This window comes from Caballeronia sp. 11_S32 (assembly GCF_056930355.1).
Genome location: NZ_JBXOWH010000001.1, coordinates 420,985 through 436,433 on the forward strand (window position 1 = coordinate 420,985; position 15,449 = coordinate 436,433).

At 61.2% G+C, this 15,449-nt stretch carries 18 protein-coding genes; 4 read left to right on the forward strand and 14 right to left on the reverse strand.

What is annotated here, in order from left to right; genetic code table 11:
- Nucleotides 1–10 precede the first annotated feature (10 nt).
- Entirely contained in the window at nt 11–799 is a 789-nt protein-coding gene (locus tag AC1Z32_RS01935) for an SDR family NAD(P)-dependent oxidoreductase (protein WP_483477020.1), read from the reverse strand.
- 322 nt (nt 800–1,121) lie between these two features.
- Between AC1Z32_RS01935 and AC1Z32_RS01940 the strand changes: the two genes are divergently transcribed.
- The 4 genes from AC1Z32_RS01940 to AC1Z32_RS01955 all read left to right on the forward strand — a co-directional run bounded on the left by AC1Z32_RS01940 (nt 1,122) and on the right by AC1Z32_RS01955 (nt 7,133).
- Complete coding sequence (locus AC1Z32_RS01940; RefSeq protein WP_483477021.1) at nt 1,122–1,931, forward strand: DUF4410 domain-containing protein; 810 nt, start codon at nt 1,122–1,124, stop codon at nt 1,929–1,931.
- 79 nt (nt 1,932–2,010) lie between these two features.
- Nucleotides 2,011–3,282 (forward strand): cardiolipin synthase, encoded by a 1,272-nt coding sequence (gene cls / locus AC1Z32_RS01945; protein WP_483477022.1) that lies wholly within the window; start codon nt 2,011–2,013, stop codon nt 3,280–3,282.
- 106 nt (nt 3,283–3,388) lie between these two features.
- A complete protein-coding gene (locus tag AC1Z32_RS01950; protein ID WP_483477023.1) occupies nt 3,389–5,461 on the forward strand; it encodes a putative bifunctional diguanylate cyclase/phosphodiesterase in 2,073 nt (690 codons plus the stop codon).
- Nucleotides 5,462–6,914: 1,453 nt separating this feature from the next.
- Nucleotides 6,915–7,133, forward strand: coding sequence for a hypothetical protein (locus AC1Z32_RS01955; RefSeq protein ID WP_483477024.1), 219 nt, complete (start codon nt 6,915–6,917; stop codon nt 7,131–7,133).
- A gap of 90 nt (nt 7,134–7,223) precedes the next feature.
- Here the strand turns inward: AC1Z32_RS01955 and AC1Z32_RS01960 are convergent, their stop codons facing one another.
- From AC1Z32_RS01960 to AC1Z32_RS02020, 13 genes are all read right to left on the reverse strand, one after another.
- On the reverse strand, nt 7,224–7,775 hold the full coding sequence (locus AC1Z32_RS01960; RefSeq protein ID WP_483477025.1) for an HK97 family phage prohead protease: 552 nt from the start codon (nt 7,773–7,775) through the stop codon (nt 7,224–7,226).
- Nucleotides 7,772–8,065, reverse strand: coding sequence for a hypothetical protein (locus AC1Z32_RS01965; protein ID WP_483477026.1), 294 nt, complete (start codon nt 8,063–8,065; stop codon nt 7,772–7,774). The genes AC1Z32_RS01960 and AC1Z32_RS01965 overlap by 4 nt, the downstream gene beginning before the upstream one ends.
- Before the next feature lie 128 nt (nt 8,066–8,193).
- Nucleotides 8,194–8,628, reverse strand: a complete 435-nt coding sequence (locus AC1Z32_RS01970) for a P27 family phage terminase small subunit (RefSeq protein WP_483477027.1) — start codon at nt 8,626–8,628, stop codon at nt 8,194–8,196.
- Nucleotides 8,629–8,823: 195 nt separating this feature from the next.
- Nucleotides 8,824–9,144 (reverse strand): hypothetical protein, encoded by a 321-nt coding sequence (locus AC1Z32_RS01975; RefSeq protein WP_483477028.1) that lies wholly within the window; start codon nt 9,142–9,144, stop codon nt 8,824–8,826.
- 19 nt (nt 9,145–9,163) lie between these two features.
- On the reverse strand, nt 9,164–9,514 hold the full coding sequence (locus AC1Z32_RS01980; protein ID WP_483477029.1) for a hypothetical protein: 351 nt from the start codon (nt 9,512–9,514) through the stop codon (nt 9,164–9,166).
- Nucleotides 9,511–10,548 (reverse strand): phage major capsid protein, encoded by a 1,038-nt coding sequence (locus AC1Z32_RS01985; protein WP_483477030.1) that lies wholly within the window; start codon nt 10,546–10,548, stop codon nt 9,511–9,513. The genes AC1Z32_RS01980 and AC1Z32_RS01985 overlap by 4 nt, the downstream gene beginning before the upstream one ends.
- Nucleotides 10,549–11,164: 616 nt before the next feature.
- Complete coding sequence (locus AC1Z32_RS01990) at nt 11,165–11,428, reverse strand: hypothetical protein (RefSeq protein WP_483477031.1); 264 nt, start codon at nt 11,426–11,428, stop codon at nt 11,165–11,167.
- Between the two features lie 23 nt (nt 11,429–11,451).
- The gene (locus AC1Z32_RS01995) at nt 11,452–11,829 is read right to left on the reverse strand and encodes a hypothetical protein (protein ID WP_483477032.1); all 378 of its coding nucleotides are present in this window, start codon (nt 11,827–11,829) and stop codon (nt 11,452–11,454) included.
- Nucleotides 11,826–12,164 (reverse strand): hypothetical protein, encoded by a 339-nt coding sequence (locus AC1Z32_RS02000; protein WP_483477033.1) that lies wholly within the window; start codon nt 12,162–12,164, stop codon nt 11,826–11,828. The genes AC1Z32_RS01995 and AC1Z32_RS02000 overlap by 4 nt, the downstream gene beginning before the upstream one ends.
- A gap of 27 nt (nt 12,165–12,191) precedes the next feature.
- Nucleotides 12,192–13,283 (reverse strand): hypothetical protein, encoded by a 1,092-nt coding sequence (locus tag AC1Z32_RS02005; RefSeq protein ID WP_483477034.1) that lies wholly within the window; start codon nt 13,281–13,283, stop codon nt 12,192–12,194.
- Complete coding sequence (locus AC1Z32_RS02010) at nt 13,280–13,666, reverse strand: hypothetical protein (RefSeq protein WP_483477035.1); 387 nt, start codon at nt 13,664–13,666, stop codon at nt 13,280–13,282. Before AC1Z32_RS02010 ends, AC1Z32_RS02005 begins: the two co-directional genes overlap by 4 nt.
- Nucleotides 13,666–14,697, reverse strand: coding sequence for a hypothetical protein (locus AC1Z32_RS02015; protein ID WP_483477036.1), 1,032 nt, complete (start codon nt 14,695–14,697; stop codon nt 13,666–13,668). Before AC1Z32_RS02015 ends, AC1Z32_RS02010 begins: the two co-directional genes overlap by 1 nt.
- A gap of 225 nt (nt 14,698–14,922) precedes the next feature.
- Nucleotides 14,923–15,225 (reverse strand): hypothetical protein, encoded by a 303-nt coding sequence (locus tag AC1Z32_RS02020; protein WP_483477037.1) that lies wholly within the window; start codon nt 15,223–15,225, stop codon nt 14,923–14,925.
- Nucleotides 15,226–15,449 lie beyond the last annotated feature (224 nt).

The following is a 15,449-nucleotide window of genomic DNA, read 5'->3' on the forward strand; positions in this document are numbered from 1 at the left end:
CGCCACGCGCTCAGAACGCCGCGCGCACGACGCCGCCGTCCGCGCGCAAGGCCGCGCCGTTCGTCGCCGACGACAACTCCGAGCACACATACGCGACCATGCTGGCGATCTCCTCCGGCGTGATGAAGCGCTTGAGGATCGAGGTCGGGCGCGCTTCCTCGAAGAACTGCTTTTCGAACTCGTGGAAACTCTTGCCGCCCGAAAGCTTCTCGACGAAATCGGTGACGCCTTCGGAACTCGTTGGCCCCGGCAGCACCGAGTTGACCGTGACGCCGGTGCCCGCGCAAGTCTCGGCGAGTCCGCGCGCAAGCGAGATTTGCGCCGATTTCGTCATGCCGTAGTGAACCATCTCGACGGGAATCTGGATGCCGCTCTCGCTGCTGATGAACACCACGCGGCCCCAGTTCTTCTCCTTCATCTTCGGCAGATACGCGCGCGACAGCCGCACGCCCGACATCACGTTCGCGTTGAAGAAGCGCAGCCATTCCTCGTCCGGAATCTCCTCGAACGGCTTCGGATCGAAGATGCCCATGTTGTTGACGAGAATATCGACGTGCGGGAAGCGCTTCACCAGATCAGCGACCTGCGCGGCATCGGAGACGTCGCCGGCGAAGCCTTCGGCCTGTGCGTTCGGCGCGAGTTCGCGCAGCTTGGCGAGCGCGGCATCGACGGATGCCTGCGAGCGGCCGTTGACGATCACGCGCGCGCCCTCGCGCGCGAGCGCCACCGCGATGGCGTGACCGATGCCCTTCGTCGATCCGGATACGAGTGCGAGCTTGTTGGCGATCTTGAGATCCATCTCTGCTCCTTTTCAAAGGTACGACGGAATGCATCGCGAATCGCACGATGCGTCGATCCGAAGTTAAGCAGAAGCGCGCAAAGCCTGCAGAAAAGCGCTACGAACGAGGCCCGCGCGAGGCGCGCCGAATGGGCTGAAAGCCGCGTCAGACAAGGCGCTCGGGACGATGAAACCGCGCGACATAAATGTTCGATGGCCTCGGCGGAAGGCATCGCTCATAGTTGCGCCAGCGTGATCGAAACGAAGCAGCAGCGAGAAACGAGAGCCGTATCACGCATCCATCCCAACACGATTCCCGGCGCGGCCGGCACGGAGATGCAACATGAACAGCCCGATCAAATTCTCGTCGCTCAACGCAATCTTCAAGAAGGCGCGCGGCGTGGCGCTGGCCAGTGTGGTCGTCGGCACGGCGCTGCTCACGGGCTGCGCGAGCAATCCCGCGCAAGCCGCGAGCCAGTACAACCAGTACGGCGGCCAGTACGTGCAGACCGTGGCCGCGACGCCCGCCATGCGCCCCGACACCATCTATGTCTACGCGTTCGCCAGCGACGCCAGCGACGTCAAGCTCGACAATCACGGCATGATCTCGAAGATCGGCTCCGCGTTCTCCAGCGATTCGCAGGCGCAGAAAGAGACGCAGGACGCGATCGCCGCGCGCGAGGAAGTCGCGAACGAGATCGTCGCCAAGCTCCAGTCTATGGGCCTGCGCGCGATCCGCGCCGATGTGCCGCCGCCGCAAGACCAGAACGTGCTCGTCGTCGAAGGCAGCATCAATACGATCGACGCGGGCAATCGCCGCCGCCGCATGCTGATCGGCCTGGGCGCGGGTGAGAGCAAGGTCGGCGCGACGGTGCAACTCGTCTTCAAGCCCGCGCACGGCGCGCCGCAACTGCTCGAACAGTTCGACGCGAAAGCCGATAGCGGTCACATGCCCGGCGTCGCCGAAATGGCGGGCGTGGGTGCGGCCGCGGGGCATGTGGCGAGTTCGCTCGCGGTGTCGGGCGGGTTGCACGCGGTATCGGAGACGAAGCACGCGGATGTGTCGTCCGACGAGAAGCGCCTCGGCGATTCCATCGCCAAGCAGATCGCCAAGTTCGGCCAGGAGCAGGGCTGGATGCCCGCGAAGAGCTGAACGCGGTCGGGCGATGCGCGGTCCGGAACCTGCTTAAACTAATGGGTCCGGACGGATGTTCGCTTCGCGAGGCCCGCGCATGCCGACGATTGCTTTGATTGCCCTGACGATTGTCGTGACGCTCGTCGTCGTGCTGGTGATTGCGAATCTGACGAGCGGCGAGAAGAAGATCGAGCACAAGATCGAACGGCTGTACTCGAGCGACGACCCGCAGTTCATCCGCTCGATGGGCCTGCTGCTCGGGCCGCCGGTGATCGGGGGCAACCGCTTCGAGGTGCTCGTGAACGGCGACGAGATTTTTCCGTCGATGCTCGAAGGCATCCGCTCGGCGCAGAAGACGATCACCTTCGAGACCTTCATCTACTGGTCCGGCGCGATCGGCGAGGACATTGCGCGGGCGCTGTCGGACAAGGCGCACGAAGGAATCGCGGTGCATGTGCTGCTCGACTGGGTCGGCTCGTCGAAGATGGACAAGCGCTACCTGCGCATGCTGCGCGACGCGGGCGCGGAAGTCATTCAGTATCACAAGCCGCACTGGACCGGCCTCGGGCGCATGAACGATCGCACGCACCGCAAGCTGCTCGTGATCGACGGGCGTATCGGCTTCACGGGCGGCGTAGGCATTGCCGAGGAATGGACCGGGCACGCGCAGGACGAAAAGCACTGGCGCGATACGCATTTTCGCCTGGAAGGTCCGGCGGTCGGCCAGATGCAGGCCGTCTTCATGGACAACTGGATCAAGGCGACGGGCAACGTGCTGCACGGACCGCGCTATTTTCCGGACCTCGAAGACGCGGGCGATGGCTTCGCGCACATGTTCAGCAGCTCGCCCTCGGGCGGCAGCGACGACATGCAGCTCATGTATCTGATGGCGATCACCGCCGCGACGAGCTCGATACATTTGTCGAGCGCGTATTTCGTGCCGGACAAGCTGACGATAAACGCGATCGTCGAGGCGGCGAGGCGCGGCGTCAGGGTGCGCATCATCACGCCGGGCAAGCGCATCGACACGCATACGGTGCGCGAGGCGTCGCGCGCATGCTGGGGCGATCTGCTCGCGGCGGGCGTCGAGATGTACGAGTATCAGCCGACGATGTTTCACTGCAAGCTCATTGTCGTCGATGAATATCTCGTCTCGGTGGGCTCGACCAACTTCGACAACCGCTCGTTCAAGCTCAACGACGAAGCCAATCTCAACATCTACGACCGCGATTTCGCGCGCCGGCAGACGGCTATTTTCGACGACGACGTCGCCCACGCGAAACGCATCACGCTCGATGACTGGCGCCGCCGTCCGCTCGTCGAAAAAGTGCTGGAGCGCGTCGTCGCGCTGCTCGATCCGCAACTTTGACCGGAGCGCGCAGCGGCCCGCGAATATTCGCGGGCGCGAGCCTAAAGATTCGGGAGCGTGAGCCGATAAGTCGCTGACGCAAACGAGTCTCCGGCTGACCCGCACTATGCATGGCACTTACAACTTATGGCTGGTCGCGGCATCGCTCGTCGTCGCGACGCTCGCTTCCTATACCGCACTCGATATTTCGGGCCGCATCGCGATGCTGTCGCGATCGCGCACGCGGCACGCCTGGCTCGCGGGCGGAGCGGCGTCGATGGGCATCGGCATCTGGTCGATGCATTTCATCGGCGTGCTCGCTTTCGAGCTGCCGATTCCGCTCGGCTATGACCTGAAGATCACTGCGGGTTCGCTCGGCATTGCGGTGCTCGTGTCGTTCTTCGCGTTGCATGTCATCACGAGCAGGCGGCTGACGGCGAAGCGTCTCATCGCGAGCAGCGTGCTGATGGGCGCGGGCATCGCGGCGATGCACTATACCGGCGATGCCGCCATGCGCATGAATCCGGCAATCGAATATGATCCGCGCCTCTTCGCCGCATCGATCGCGATCGCGATGATCGCGTCGGGCGCGGCGCTGTGGATCGCGCACGCGCTTTCCGATGCGAGCCAGACGCACGTGCTCGCGAAACGTACGGCTTCGGCGTTCGTGATGGGAATCGCGATCACCGGCATGCACTACACGGGCAACGCGGCGGCGAACTTTCTGCCGGGCGCGATTTGCGGCGCGGCGAACGACGTCGATGCGCGCTGGCTCGCGACGACCGTCGTGCTCTTCACGTTGGCGATTCTGATCATTACGCTCGTGCTGTCGCGCTTCGACGCGCGCACCGCGTTGCTCGCCGGTTCCGTGACGCGCCTGAATGGACAGATCGTGCGCATGGCGACTTTCGACACGCTCACGGACTTGCCGAACCGCCGCACGATGAACGAGCGAATCGAGCGCGCGATCCTCGGCGCGAAGCAGAGCGGCAGCCGCTTCGCGATTCTCTTCATGGACCTCGACGGCTTCAAGACCATCAACGATTCGCTGGGCCACACCGTTGGCGATGAAGTGCTGAAGGCGTTCGCGCGGAGGTTGCAGGAATGCGTGCGCGGCGGCGACACGGTTGCGCGACTGGGCGGCGACGAGTTCGTCGTGATGCTGGAGAACCTGCACGCGCCGACCGACGCCGAGACGATGGCCGAGCGTATTCTCGACATGATGAGAAAGGGTCTGCTCGCGGGAAATCATCCGTTGCAGGTGATGCCGAGCATTGGCATAGCGCTGTATCCGCAGGACGGCGATAGTGTCGAGTCGCTGCTCAAGCATGCCGATGTCGCGATGTACGAGGCGAAGCGCGGCGGGCGCAGCACGTATCGCTTTTTCGAGGCGAGCATGAACGAGGCGGCCGTGCGGACCTTGCAGATCCAGCAGGCGTTGCACGAGGCGCTGAACGGCGGCCATTTCTATCTGCTCTTCCAGCCGAAGTTTCGCGGCAAGAGCGGCGAGCTGGCGGGCGCCGAGGCGCTCATCCGGCTGGATCATCCGGAGATCGGCACGCTGACGCCGCTCGAATTCATCCCTATCGCGGAGCGTTCAGGGCAGATCGTGCAGATCGGCTACTGGGTCGTGCGCGAGACGTGCCGGCACCTTGCGCGCTGGCGCGAGGAAGGGTGTCCGCCGGTGAAGGTGGCGATCAATCTGTCGCCGCGGCAGATGAGCGAGGCGGATCTCGTTGCGAACATCATGACGATTTTGCGTGAAGAGGACGTGGCGAGCGAGCAGATCATGTTCGAGATCACCGAGACGGTGGCGATGCAGGATGCGCCGCGCACCATCGAGATGATTCGAGTGTTTCAGGAGAACGGCTTCGAGATTGCGATCGACGATTTCGGCACGGGATATTCGAGTCTTGCTTACTTGCAGCGCTTTCGCGCGAAGCAGTTGAAGATCGACAGGTTCTTCACCAATGGGCTCGACGAGAACGGACAGGAAGGACGGGCGATCGTGTCGGCGATCATCGCGCTCGCGCACTCGCTCGATATGGATGTCGTCGCGGAAGGGGTCGAGACTGGGTCGCAGCTCGATCGGCTGCAGGACATGATGTGCGATGAGATGCAGGGGTTTTTGTTGGCAATGCCGTTGACCGCTGACGCGTTTGGGGGGATGTTGGAGGGGAGTGGGGTGGTTCGGGTTTAGGGGGCTGTGGTTGGCCTTCGCTTCTATGAAATCCTGTATTCGCGTTGGTCTATTGGCTCTGCCCCTGTGCGGGGCGGCAGTCACTTTCTTTGCTGCTGCAAAGAAAGTAACCAAAGAAACAGCTATCCCCATCCAAAGTACTTCATGCCGGCCCCGGCACAGAAGATGGTATGTGGTCCGGCAGTAGCGAGTGCCCTCAAAGGTCTAACCGGGCTTGGATCGCGCACGGTCTGTCACATCGCGCCACTTAACTTACTGGTTCAGCACGAAATAGCTCCGGCCCGCTGCGCGGCCGACCGGTCCATCGGGTCCGCGCGCGCTTCTTTGCTGATACTTCCATCTCACTGCATTTGCCTTTCGTTGGGTTCCCTTGCAAACCCAGCGGCAGCGCGTAGCGCTGTGCCGGAGCTAATTCGCCCGGCGAAGAGCGCTTCTTCCGATGAGTCGGTTGCGCATGCGGCTATGGATTGAATGTTTTTTTGCTTTTCGGGCCGCTTCTTCTATGGAATCCTGTATTCGCGTCGGTCTATTTGCTCTGCCCCTGTGCGGGGCGGCAGTCACTTTCTTTGCTGCTGCAAAGAAAGTAACCAAAGAAACAGCTATCCCCATCCAAAGTACTTCATGCCGGCCCCGGCACAGAACTGCGCAAGTGGTCCGGCAGTAGCGAGTGACCTCAAAGGTCTAACCGGGCTTGGATCGCGCACGGTCTGTCACATCGCGCCACTTCACTTACTGGTTCAGCACGAAAAAGCTCCGGCCCGCTGCGCGGCCGACCGGTCCATCGGGTCCGCGCGTGATTCTTTACTAACGCTTCTATCTCACCGCATTTGCCGCACACTGGTTTCCCTTGCATACCCAGCGGCAGCGCGTAGCGCTGTGCCGGAGCTATTTCGTGCTGAACCAGCGTCCTTAATGCTCTAGCTAGACAGACCGTGCGCGGTCCAAGCCCTGTGAGTTTTGTGAGGGCACTCGCTACTACCGGACCACATACCATCTTCTGTGCCGGGGCCGGCATGAAGTACTTTGGATGGGGATAGCTGTTTCTTTGGTTACTTTCTTTGCAGCAGCGAAGCGAGCTATCGGCCGCAAAGCCTTACCGGGCGGTATTTCCAGCGAAAATTACCCGCGCTCACCCCCGCCGTTACCCCCGTCGAATCGACCGGATAATTTCCTAGAAAATCCCTTCTAATTTCCGGTGAATATTCTGCCTGAGATTGCACCGGATCGGCGCTCAATCGTCGGCAGCTTCGAGCGTGCGAATGTGGTGAGGCTTCCTTCGATGCGGGAATGCCGTTTCTAGCTGGCGGTGAAAGACTAGCGGGCGCTCGTGAGGGTCGGTGCGTATGGTAGAGCCTCCCGCGCTTCCAGCGGCTCCTACGCGAGCTTTTGCGAACGCGCGTGCGCCGGGAATGAGCGGTGCTCATGGTCACGGCCACCACGAGCGAGGCCCGCGATGATCGATTCCCTCTACACGCAATTGCGCGCCTTGCCGGTCGGTGCGGCGCTCGTGTTGCCGCTCGCCATCACCGCGCAGAGTGCCGAGCACGCGATTGCATCGATGATCGAGCGCCACCCGGAACGGCGCTATGCAATCGGTGCGCATGTTGCCCGGCCGCGTCAAGGCGAAGCGGTGCACCACGTGCGCATCGAGCGCTTGCCCGATGAGCCATGATGCGCCGTGAAGGGTGAGCCGATGCGGGAGCGCGAAGAAGACGGCGCACGCTCTCAAGCGATGATGTAAGACGGTCAACTAATGCGACCATCAAACGCCGCTCGCCCGGATAGGTTGATCGAGCTTCACGACGCGCGCGGGCGTCGCATGAAGTCGGCGTTGCGCGGTGTCGATGGCGCGAATGGTCGTGATGCTCGCTTCGGCGTTCGCCGGGATGGTGACGCACGAGAGTTCGAGCCATTGCCACTCGGTGAAGCGCATGCCGGGCGTGCCTCTGCCGCGTGGCTCCATCTTGATCGGCTTAAAGCCGATGCTCACGCCGCGCACGAGTTCGGCCTTGATCGATTGCCAAGCTTCTTCGAGCCGATCACGAAGCGCGCCGGGTTCGTCGCATTGTGCGAGCTTCGCCCGAAACCCGATGCCCCGCGCATCGGTGGCGGCAAACTCCACGCGGCCCACGGGCTTCGAAGTGTCGTGTTGCCACAGAAGCGCGAGCGGCAGCTTGTAGCGTGCGCCTTGCGGCTCGATCACGTCATCGTAGGCATCGGGGCTTGGTGTCGAAGCCACGCCCTCAATGATTCGCTCCGCTTCGTTCACGCGTTTCAAGATAACGACTTGCGCAACAGCACGATTGAGTGTCATGGCTTCTCTCCTTTGGTCTTCGCGCGAGCACGTAGCACACGATTGCGCATGCTCTCCGGGTCGCTATCGATCACACGCTGAAACTGCATATCGGCTTCGGATGCCGGGCGATATTGAGCAGTGACGATATCGACGGGCACCGGATCAGCAGGCGGCACGCCGTGCGCGCGTAGCGCTTGCGTCACGAGTTCGCCCGCGCATAGCTCGGTGCAAATGTCTTGGCTTCGCGCGAACGCTTGCAACTGAGCGTGCACGCCGGGCGTTATCCATGCAATCACGGGTAGGCTCACTCGCTCTTCTCCGTCGTCATCGGGTGCGCGGTGCCTTGCCAGTGCCGCGCCACTGTCCCGTGCTCGCGCGCTCGCTCACGGGTCATGCCGAAACGGGAGCTTTTGCGCACCGGCACGGCAAGCCTTGATCACGTCTTAACCCACGGCCGCTTCACGCTCGAAGCCTTTGGCACCGGCCGGGCATCGGCCGCATCTTGTCTCATGCGTGCACTCGGACAGATGCGAAGCTTGCCCGCTAACAAGCTCAGTGTGGCGCACGCGGTAGTGAAGGCGGTATGCGCCGGGTTGATCATCTTGCGTCCGCTCGAAGGGTTCTCGATGATCGCGCCTTGCTCATTCACGAGCTTCGCCAGTTCGCCCGCCATCACTGCCGCGTCACAATAGCGGTAGAGCAATTCAAGATCGCACTCTCCGAAGTGCGCGAGCGGAAAAGAATCGACGGTTTCCCGAAACACCGCACGTTGCGCCTTCGGCATGCCGCGCGGTGCCTGCATCTTTGTCGGCGGCACCAATTTCAATGAGGCGGCTCTGTCGTCGCTTGCCAATCGTCCACGTGCGCCCATATCAAGCCTCCGTATGGCTTTAGGTAGTCTCCCTAATCGATGTGGATTATGCGCCTTTCGAAAGCCGATGCGCGGCGGGATAGGCCCGGTGCGGTGCCGGTTTAAGCTCAGTTCATGGATCGTCGGGGTTTCCCTAAGTCGGTTCGAAACTTCGAACCCTCCCGCCCACGGGTGCACCCGCCAGCTTTCGAGCGCTCACGGGCCATCGATGAAGCCAGTGCGCACGAGCACGGCGCGAACATCTTCATGCGGCGCATAGCTCAATGCAGCGTGAGCCAACGAGCACGCGGCCGATGATCCGTAATGCCCACCGAGCACGAGCGCACGAAGCTCAGGTGCACCGCGCCATCCAGCGGCGGAAGCAAGCGCGAGCACTTCACCGAAAGCGCGCTTGCCTTGCTCGCGCTCGTGTGCGCTCTTCGATGTATCACGGGCCATCTCTCCCGCGAAGAGCACGATGCTCGGCAGTGATGCGGCGGTGGCCTTGCCTTCAAGATCGAGCGTGGCATTGAGCATGAGGCTTCTCCTTTTCGAATCACGCGCAGAGGCGAAGCGTGCGGGGATCATGTTGGTTTGGCCTATCGTTGTCGTTATCGCCATCGAGGATCGGCAGCACTCGCACGAGCACTTCACCGTGCGAGGTTTCGACCATCACGCAAACATGGCCCGCTTCGACGTCTTCATCTTCGAAGGCGTCGATTGAAACGAGCCGCGCATGATGCTCGATCACAAGCGCGGCGCATTCATCGCACAGCGAAGCAAGTGCGGCTTCGAAGTCATCGGATATGAGCGGGAAGCGCGGGTCACGCACAGTGCGATAGCGGCGCATTTCGAGCGCGCGGCACACGCGGCGCTTCACATAGGCGTGAGCATCATCCGTAGTCATGCTTTCGCTCCTTCGCTCGTGACAGGTTGAGCGGCACCGATGCCGGTGAGCACCGAGACTGAGCCGGGCGCGGCAAACCAGTTGCAATATTCAACGAGCCTGAGCGAGCTAAGGTCTTGTTGCCACAAGCTCACGAGTGTTGAGCCTTCGCCGTCATCGTCGGTGACTTCAATCGATGCTTCGGTGCTCGCGTCCGCAACGAAGATGCGCGGGGCCATCGCGATCATCGAGGGATCGCAGAGGATCAAGCTATCGGCGGGCACCGAGCGATGCGAGATGGCCGGTATCCCCGCCAGCGTGCCTACTTGCGCGGTGCCAATATCCGATGCGCCGATGCTCGCGCCACTCAGTGCAAAGGAGATGGCAAGCGATGGCGATAGCAAGAAGACACTCGATGAGAAGTCACCTTCGAAGCCGTCGGTGAGTGCTTCGATGTCGTCTTTCGTGTTGCCGGTGGCGGCGGTGGTCGTGGCATCGTGAAGGATGCCTCCGGGCGTGGTGTCGTCTGCCGCGTCATCCGATAGGAATGCATCGCTCTCGGTCTTGCTTGCCGCTCGTCGGAGCGCTCGATTGAGCGCGGCATCACCGGCCGGACCGAGAAGCCGAAGCATCTCCACGGTGAGCACGATCAAGCTCGCGAGCTTCAGCGGTGGCAAGCGCATCGTCGTGAAGCTTTCGCGCGAGGTCGTGATCGGTGAGCCTTCTTTGATCCAATAGCAAAGCGCGCCTTCGCCTTCAACAAGAAAGGGTTGTGCGGTCGGCACTTCGGGAAACGGGCTAACCGCGTTGATGGCGTCGATGATCGAGAGCGGCCGGGCCAACGAAAGGAAGGCGTTCGATGCGGTCGTGGCGTCCACATCACCAACGATAGCGCCCGTGTCGATGACGCCCTTCGCAAGAAGGCGCGTGGCGAGTGCCATTGCGCCATGCTGCGCTTCGAGGTAAGAGCGGGCTTGCGGTATCGAGCCACGAGCGATAGCCAATGCTCGCGCGATCCGCGCCAATGTGTAGCCGTCGCCGTCTGTCAGTCCCATGATGAGCCTCCGTGAAGTGAGGCATCAGCATCGCGCGCATCGAGCACATCGAACAGATACCGTAGCGGCCATCGCCGGCCGATGCCAGTCACGAGATGGCCAATGGTGGAGCGGTAACTTCATTGCACCGCTCCAAGATGGCGATGCATCGGCGGTGACATCGTTGTACCACCGAAGATCACGAAGGTTTTGTGTGGTTATCACCACGCGACCACACATGACGCGCCTTCGGCTCAGGCGGTAGCTTCGTGTCACCGCCTGAGTCGAAGGAAAAGGTGCCCACGCTTAGATTGTGCGGAGAGGTGATCATCCCGCACAACCGCGCCATACCAATCGCGTTCTACCGGAGTGGTAAGCACCCCGGTAGAAAAGGCACCTACGTTTGCCGAGCAAGGCATATCGAAGCAACAGGCTAAAGACTGGCAAGCCGAAGCCAAAGGTTCGCGCGGCACCATTCGCGGCCGTGATGCTTCGGGCAGTGCCATCGTTGCACCGCTCGAAATCACCGCGACGCGGTGCAATGATGGCACCGCGTCACGAGAGGGCCGATGGTCTCTGCTTCTTCTGGCGGTGTCATTGTCACCCCGCCAGAAACTACTGTGCATTCCTATTAGACTCACGAGACGGCATATCGATCACGCTCAAGCTCGATGTGCGTGGCGATGGCTCGGAGCGAATAGAACCATCGCGGGCCTACGCGCCGCCGTCCGTGGCGCAGTGCATCCGATAAGCGGCCTTCGGTGGACAAGCGGCGCAATGCCTTGAGCGAGATGAAGCCGAGTAAGCGGCACGCGGTAGGCTCATCGACTTCGCCAGCGGGCGAGACGGTGACGCCGTTAGCCCGGCACCACGCTTCAAGCATGATGAGCGTTAGCGCCACGCGCTCTTCGAAGCTCCGCATCGTCACGCGCTCTTCTTCACGTGAATCACCTTTCGGCCGGTAGCTTGCTTCTCATCGTGCCGCTTGACGTTCAATGCATCGAGCGCGGCTTGATGAGCGAGCGCGGCGCGATAGGCCATCACAAGCGCATCATCGGGAAGCAATGGCTCACGCGGCCAGTAGTCACCGCACCAATCATCGGGACCAACAAGCGGCCAGCGTGCATGGCTCAGATCGGCGGGTGCGGGCGATGCAAAGCGGCATTCGAGGTAAGGCGCGGTCGATGGCACCGCATACCGGCAGTGCTGGCACTGTGCAAGCTCCGCGAAGAGCGGGCCAGGCGGTAGCGCATCACCGAGCACGAAGGTTCCATCCGGGGCAGGCTTGTATCGAACGCTCATTGCGGCGCTCCCTTGCTTACAGTGGCGGTCCGAAGCACTTGAGCGAACGCATTGGAGCGCTCCATTGCAGCGGGTGAGCGGTGATCACTGCATATGCGCACGGTGAGCTTTCCTCTTTGCGCCGTCGCGATGTGGATCAAACCAAGTAGTGCTTCGGTCACTTGCTCTTCGGTGCCGAGCACGGTCATCGCTTCGTCACTTCCTGCAAGCTCGAAGGTGGCATACACCGAGCCGCCATCGAGCGCCTTGAAGTGCGCCGTGGCTATCGACGGCGCGCGGGTCTTGTTGCGTGGTCTTCCGTCTTTCATCGCATCACTCCTTTCGGGGCCTTGCATGGTTGAGTGCATCCGGTAGGCGGTCCATCACCTTCGACGGCGCTTCGGTTTCTTCGTCGCTTGCTCATCGAGCACGGCTTCAATGCATTGCATGAACGAGCGCGCACGGTGATGCATTTCGCCGCTTATGAAATGGCGGCGCATGGCTTCATCGAATGTCTCATCGCTTACGCGCGGGTCGCTCGCCAGCTTGCGAAGCCAAAGCGGTTGCGCGTTGCCCTTAATGAGCAAGTGCGAACGGCAGACCGTCTGCATCCGCTCGAAGCGCTCGGTGACTTCGGCCGGTGTGAGCGCTTCGGCTTCGCCTTTAGATCGCGAGGCGTTTTTTTTGCTGCGCTGCACCGCTTCATCGTCATCATCATCTTCGGGGTGAAGTGAAGCCGCCGCCGCCGCCGAAGGCGGTGCATCGTCGTGCGCCTCGCGCGCGCGACTTCGCTGCGGCGGCAGCGAACCCTGATTTGGACCCTGCTTGTTACCCTCATAACCCTCTAAACCCTTGTCCCCCACAGTGGGGGAGCGTTGACATGTTTTTGGGGGAGCGTTGACCCTTTTTTGGGGGAGCGTTGCATCCGATTTGGGGGAGCGTTGCGCTCCATTTGGGGGAGCGTTGACGTTATCCACAGGCTCCACGTTCCCCCACAGCGGGGGAGCGTCGAAGTGATCGAAGTGATTAACGGTCCCCGCGTGTGGGGGAGCGTCGAAGGGCGAGCGATCCCCATTGAGGCGCGGCCGGGTAGCGTTTTTGCTGCGCTGCACCTTGAGCCGCGTCTTGATTTCCTCCCACGGCGGCGGTGATCCGTACACTTGCTCGATGCGCTCCACGTTGATGCAATAGACGTTCGTTCCGCCTTGCCCTACGGTCTCGCCGGTAGCATGCAAAATGTCATTCTCACGAAGCTCGGCAACGATGCGCTCCACGGTTGTTTCACCTAGGCGCGTGCGCCACGCGATCCATGCAAGCGATGGATACACCACGTTTTTCTTTAAGCTTTGCATCAGGCGTGCAAGCACGATCAACACGATCATGATCTTGGCATCCGGCGCATGATCTTCAGCAGCGCGAATGATTGTTTCCGGGCCGCTCAGATGGTCTGCGTCCACGTGTCGATGAGCGTTCATGCTCGACCCCCGCGCTTGTATCGATCAGCGAAGCGATGGGCCATATATCGCCATCGTGCGTCGTCGGTTTTCGAGCCGAACGCCTTGCGAGCTTCACGGGCCACCCGATGCCATACGATTTCGCCGCGCTCGATTGATACGGTCTGAATCGCGTGCCAAAACTGTTTATCGGTCAAACCGCGCGACGCGAGTTCAACAAGATCGATAGCCATGCGGCTTCTCGCAAGGCGCTTAGTGCGGATCGGATGGCGGGCGGCATAGTGATCGAGCATTTCAAGCGCGCGCGCCTTTTGATCATCGCTCGCTGCCGTAGCTTCGATCATCTTCGATACTTCGGCTATCGGGTCATACCGCTCAGAGAGGAAGGGATAAGGGCCGTTCATCACCGATCACCTTCGGCGGTGCGCGCTTCGCTGCTCGCCTTCTTCGATGCGCGGTAACGCGAGCTATAGCTTTCCCATCCGTTCGCACGAAGATCGGCAATCGGTGTCGTCGGATCGATGGTCGATTCAAGGCGCTTGAAGATGGCGAAAGCTCTGTTGAGCCGGTCGATATCGACATTGCCCGCGCGGTCGGGATGAAGGCATCCGAGCACGAGCCGATATTCATCGAGCGTCATTAGTTGCGGCAAGCGCTTGCTCATCGCTTGATAGCGGCGCACTTCGTCGCGGGCCGCGCGCGCGTCTTTCTCGTATTGCTCGCGCAGTTCGATCAGGCGTGCTTCGCAATACTCGTTCGCGGTCTTGCTCAACAGTTGAGTGCCGAGCACCTTTGCAAGCAAACGGGCATCGTCGCGATAGTCTTCGGGCAAAGCATCGATCATTTCGTGGACGGATGCACCTTTGCAAAACACGTCGTTGTAAAACGTGGCAAGGCCATTCCAAAATGCGGCCGCGACGCTATCCACGGGCTGTTCGCGCGGTGGCGCGGTCTTCTCTTGCTTCTCGGTCTTCGGCTTCGTGGCCGGTTGCTTGCGCGCCTTGCCATCGGCACCGATGCGCTTTTGAACTTCGGAGATTTCCGAAGTTGATTCGAGTTTGTGGCGCACGCTTCCGACCGTCTTATCGGAAACGCTCAGGTCTTTAGCAATTGAGTTATCTGAACGTTCAGGCGTGTCACGCAGTTGGTCCGCTATCACGGCGCGAATCTGTTCACGCGTGAGCATCCGCCGGGTCGCGTTGATCGTGCGCGCGAGCGTGCGCTTCTGTTGATCGCTTAAGCCTGCGCGCACTTCGGTCGGGCAATGGATGCCGAGTTCGGCGGCGAGCTTGAAACGATGATGCCCGTCGATCACCGCGCCGTTTTCATCGATCAGCACGGACATCAGCACCCCGTGCATTTCGAGGCTAGCGCGTAGCTCCCGCTCTTCGGTGGCGCTCAGAGGTGGCATCACCTGATACGGGGGCGCGCTCATGCGAGCACCGCGAAGATGGTGATGTGCTCACCAATGGCGAGCGGAATTGCGGTGAGGTAGCATGCAGCATGCATCGCGTTTTTCCTCCGAATGGTGACGCGAAGGCATGCGAGAGCGGCCCGGATCATTCCCGGTGTCGCTCTTTTTTTCGTCTATGCCTTCGTGTGAATCAGCGGTAGGGGTGGCGTGCCGCGTGTACTTAAATCGTATCGAAAGTGAAGACTCCTACGCAGCGCGAGCGCGCTTGTTGGTTTGCGTTTCCTTCGCTTCGCGGGCTTGCTGGGCCTTCAGCTTCAGATACGCAATCCAGTCTTCGCGCATCCAGTGGTCCTGACCATTGAGCTTGAACGCGGGCGGGAAACTCGGGTCTTCGTTGATCAGGCGGCGGGCGCTCCCGCGCGACTTGTTGCCAATGTCGCGGGCAATGTCGTTGATGTCCACGGTGAGGCTTTCGCGCGGCACCGCAGGCGGGCGAGCCTTGCGCGGGCGTCCCGGTCCACGTTTGACTTCAGCTTGTTCTTCGCTCATATCGCGCCCCCTTGTTTACCGTGAAGCTTGGTTGAGCGAAACGATGCGCTTTCTTCACGGGCCTTTCAAGGCCGGGTGCCGCTCATCAAGCGTGCCTGAAGAGTGAATTTTTGCAGAATGGGGCTTTTTGGCGTGGCATCGGATGGCACTAAAACGATATGCAATGGCATCCAACGATATGCAATGGCACACATCGGTACTGTGCGCGATTTGCCGTTTATCGA

Excerpts from the sequence above, each read along its gene's own strand:
- AC1Z32_RS02000 (WP_483477033.1), bottom strand. The coding sequence starts at position 12,164 with ATGCAAGGCCCCGAAAGGAGTGATGCGATGAAAGACGGAAGACCACGC.
- AC1Z32_RS01960 (WP_483477025.1), bottom strand. The coding sequence starts at position 7,775 with ATGACACTCAATCGTGCTGTTGCGCAAGTCGTTATCTTGAAACGCGTG.
- AC1Z32_RS02010 (WP_483477035.1), bottom strand. The coding sequence starts at position 13,666 with ATGAACGGCCCTTATCCCTTCCTCTCTGAGCGGTATGACCCGATAGCC.
- AC1Z32_RS01980 (WP_483477029.1), bottom strand. The coding sequence starts at position 9,514 with ATGACTACGGATGATGCTCACGCCTATGTGAAGCGCCGCGTGTGCCGC.
- AC1Z32_RS01955 (WP_483477024.1), top strand. The coding sequence starts at position 6,915 with ATGATCGATTCCCTCTACACGCAATTGCGCGCCTTGCCGGTCGGTGCG.
- cls (WP_483477022.1), top strand. The coding sequence starts at position 2,011 with ATGCCGACGATTGCTTTGATTGCCCTGACGATTGTCGTGACGCTCGTC.
- AC1Z32_RS01940 (WP_483477021.1), top strand. The coding sequence starts at position 1,122 with ATGAACAGCCCGATCAAATTCTCGTCGCTCAACGCAATCTTCAAGAAG.
- AC1Z32_RS01935 (WP_483477020.1), bottom strand. The coding sequence starts at position 799 with ATGGATCTCAAGATCGCCAACAAGCTCGCACTCGTATCCGGATCGACG.
- AC1Z32_RS01950 (WP_483477023.1), top strand. The coding sequence starts at position 3,389 with ATGCATGGCACTTACAACTTATGGCTGGTCGCGGCATCGCTCGTCGTC.
- AC1Z32_RS01975 (WP_483477028.1), bottom strand. The coding sequence starts at position 9,144 with ATGCTCAATGCCACGCTCGATCTTGAAGGCAAGGCCACCGCCGCATCA.
- AC1Z32_RS02015 (WP_483477036.1), bottom strand. The coding sequence starts at position 14,697 with ATGAGCGCGCCCCCGTATCAGGTGATGCCACCTCTGAGCGCCACCGAA.
- AC1Z32_RS02005 (WP_483477034.1), bottom strand. The coding sequence starts at position 13,283 with ATGAACGCTCATCGACACGTGGACGCAGACCATCTGAGCGGCCCGGAA.
- AC1Z32_RS01985 (WP_483477030.1), bottom strand. The coding sequence starts at position 10,548 with ATGGGACTGACAGACGGCGACGGCTACACATTGGCGCGGATCGCGCGA.
- AC1Z32_RS01970 (WP_483477027.1), bottom strand. The coding sequence starts at position 8,628 with ATGGGCGCACGTGGACGATTGGCAAGCGACGACAGAGCCGCCTCATTG.
- AC1Z32_RS02020 (WP_483477037.1), bottom strand. The coding sequence starts at position 15,225 with ATGAGCGAAGAACAAGCTGAAGTCAAACGTGGACCGGGACGCCCGCGC.
- AC1Z32_RS01995 (WP_483477032.1), bottom strand. The coding sequence starts at position 11,829 with ATGAGCGTTCGATACAAGCCTGCCCCGGATGGAACCTTCGTGCTCGGT.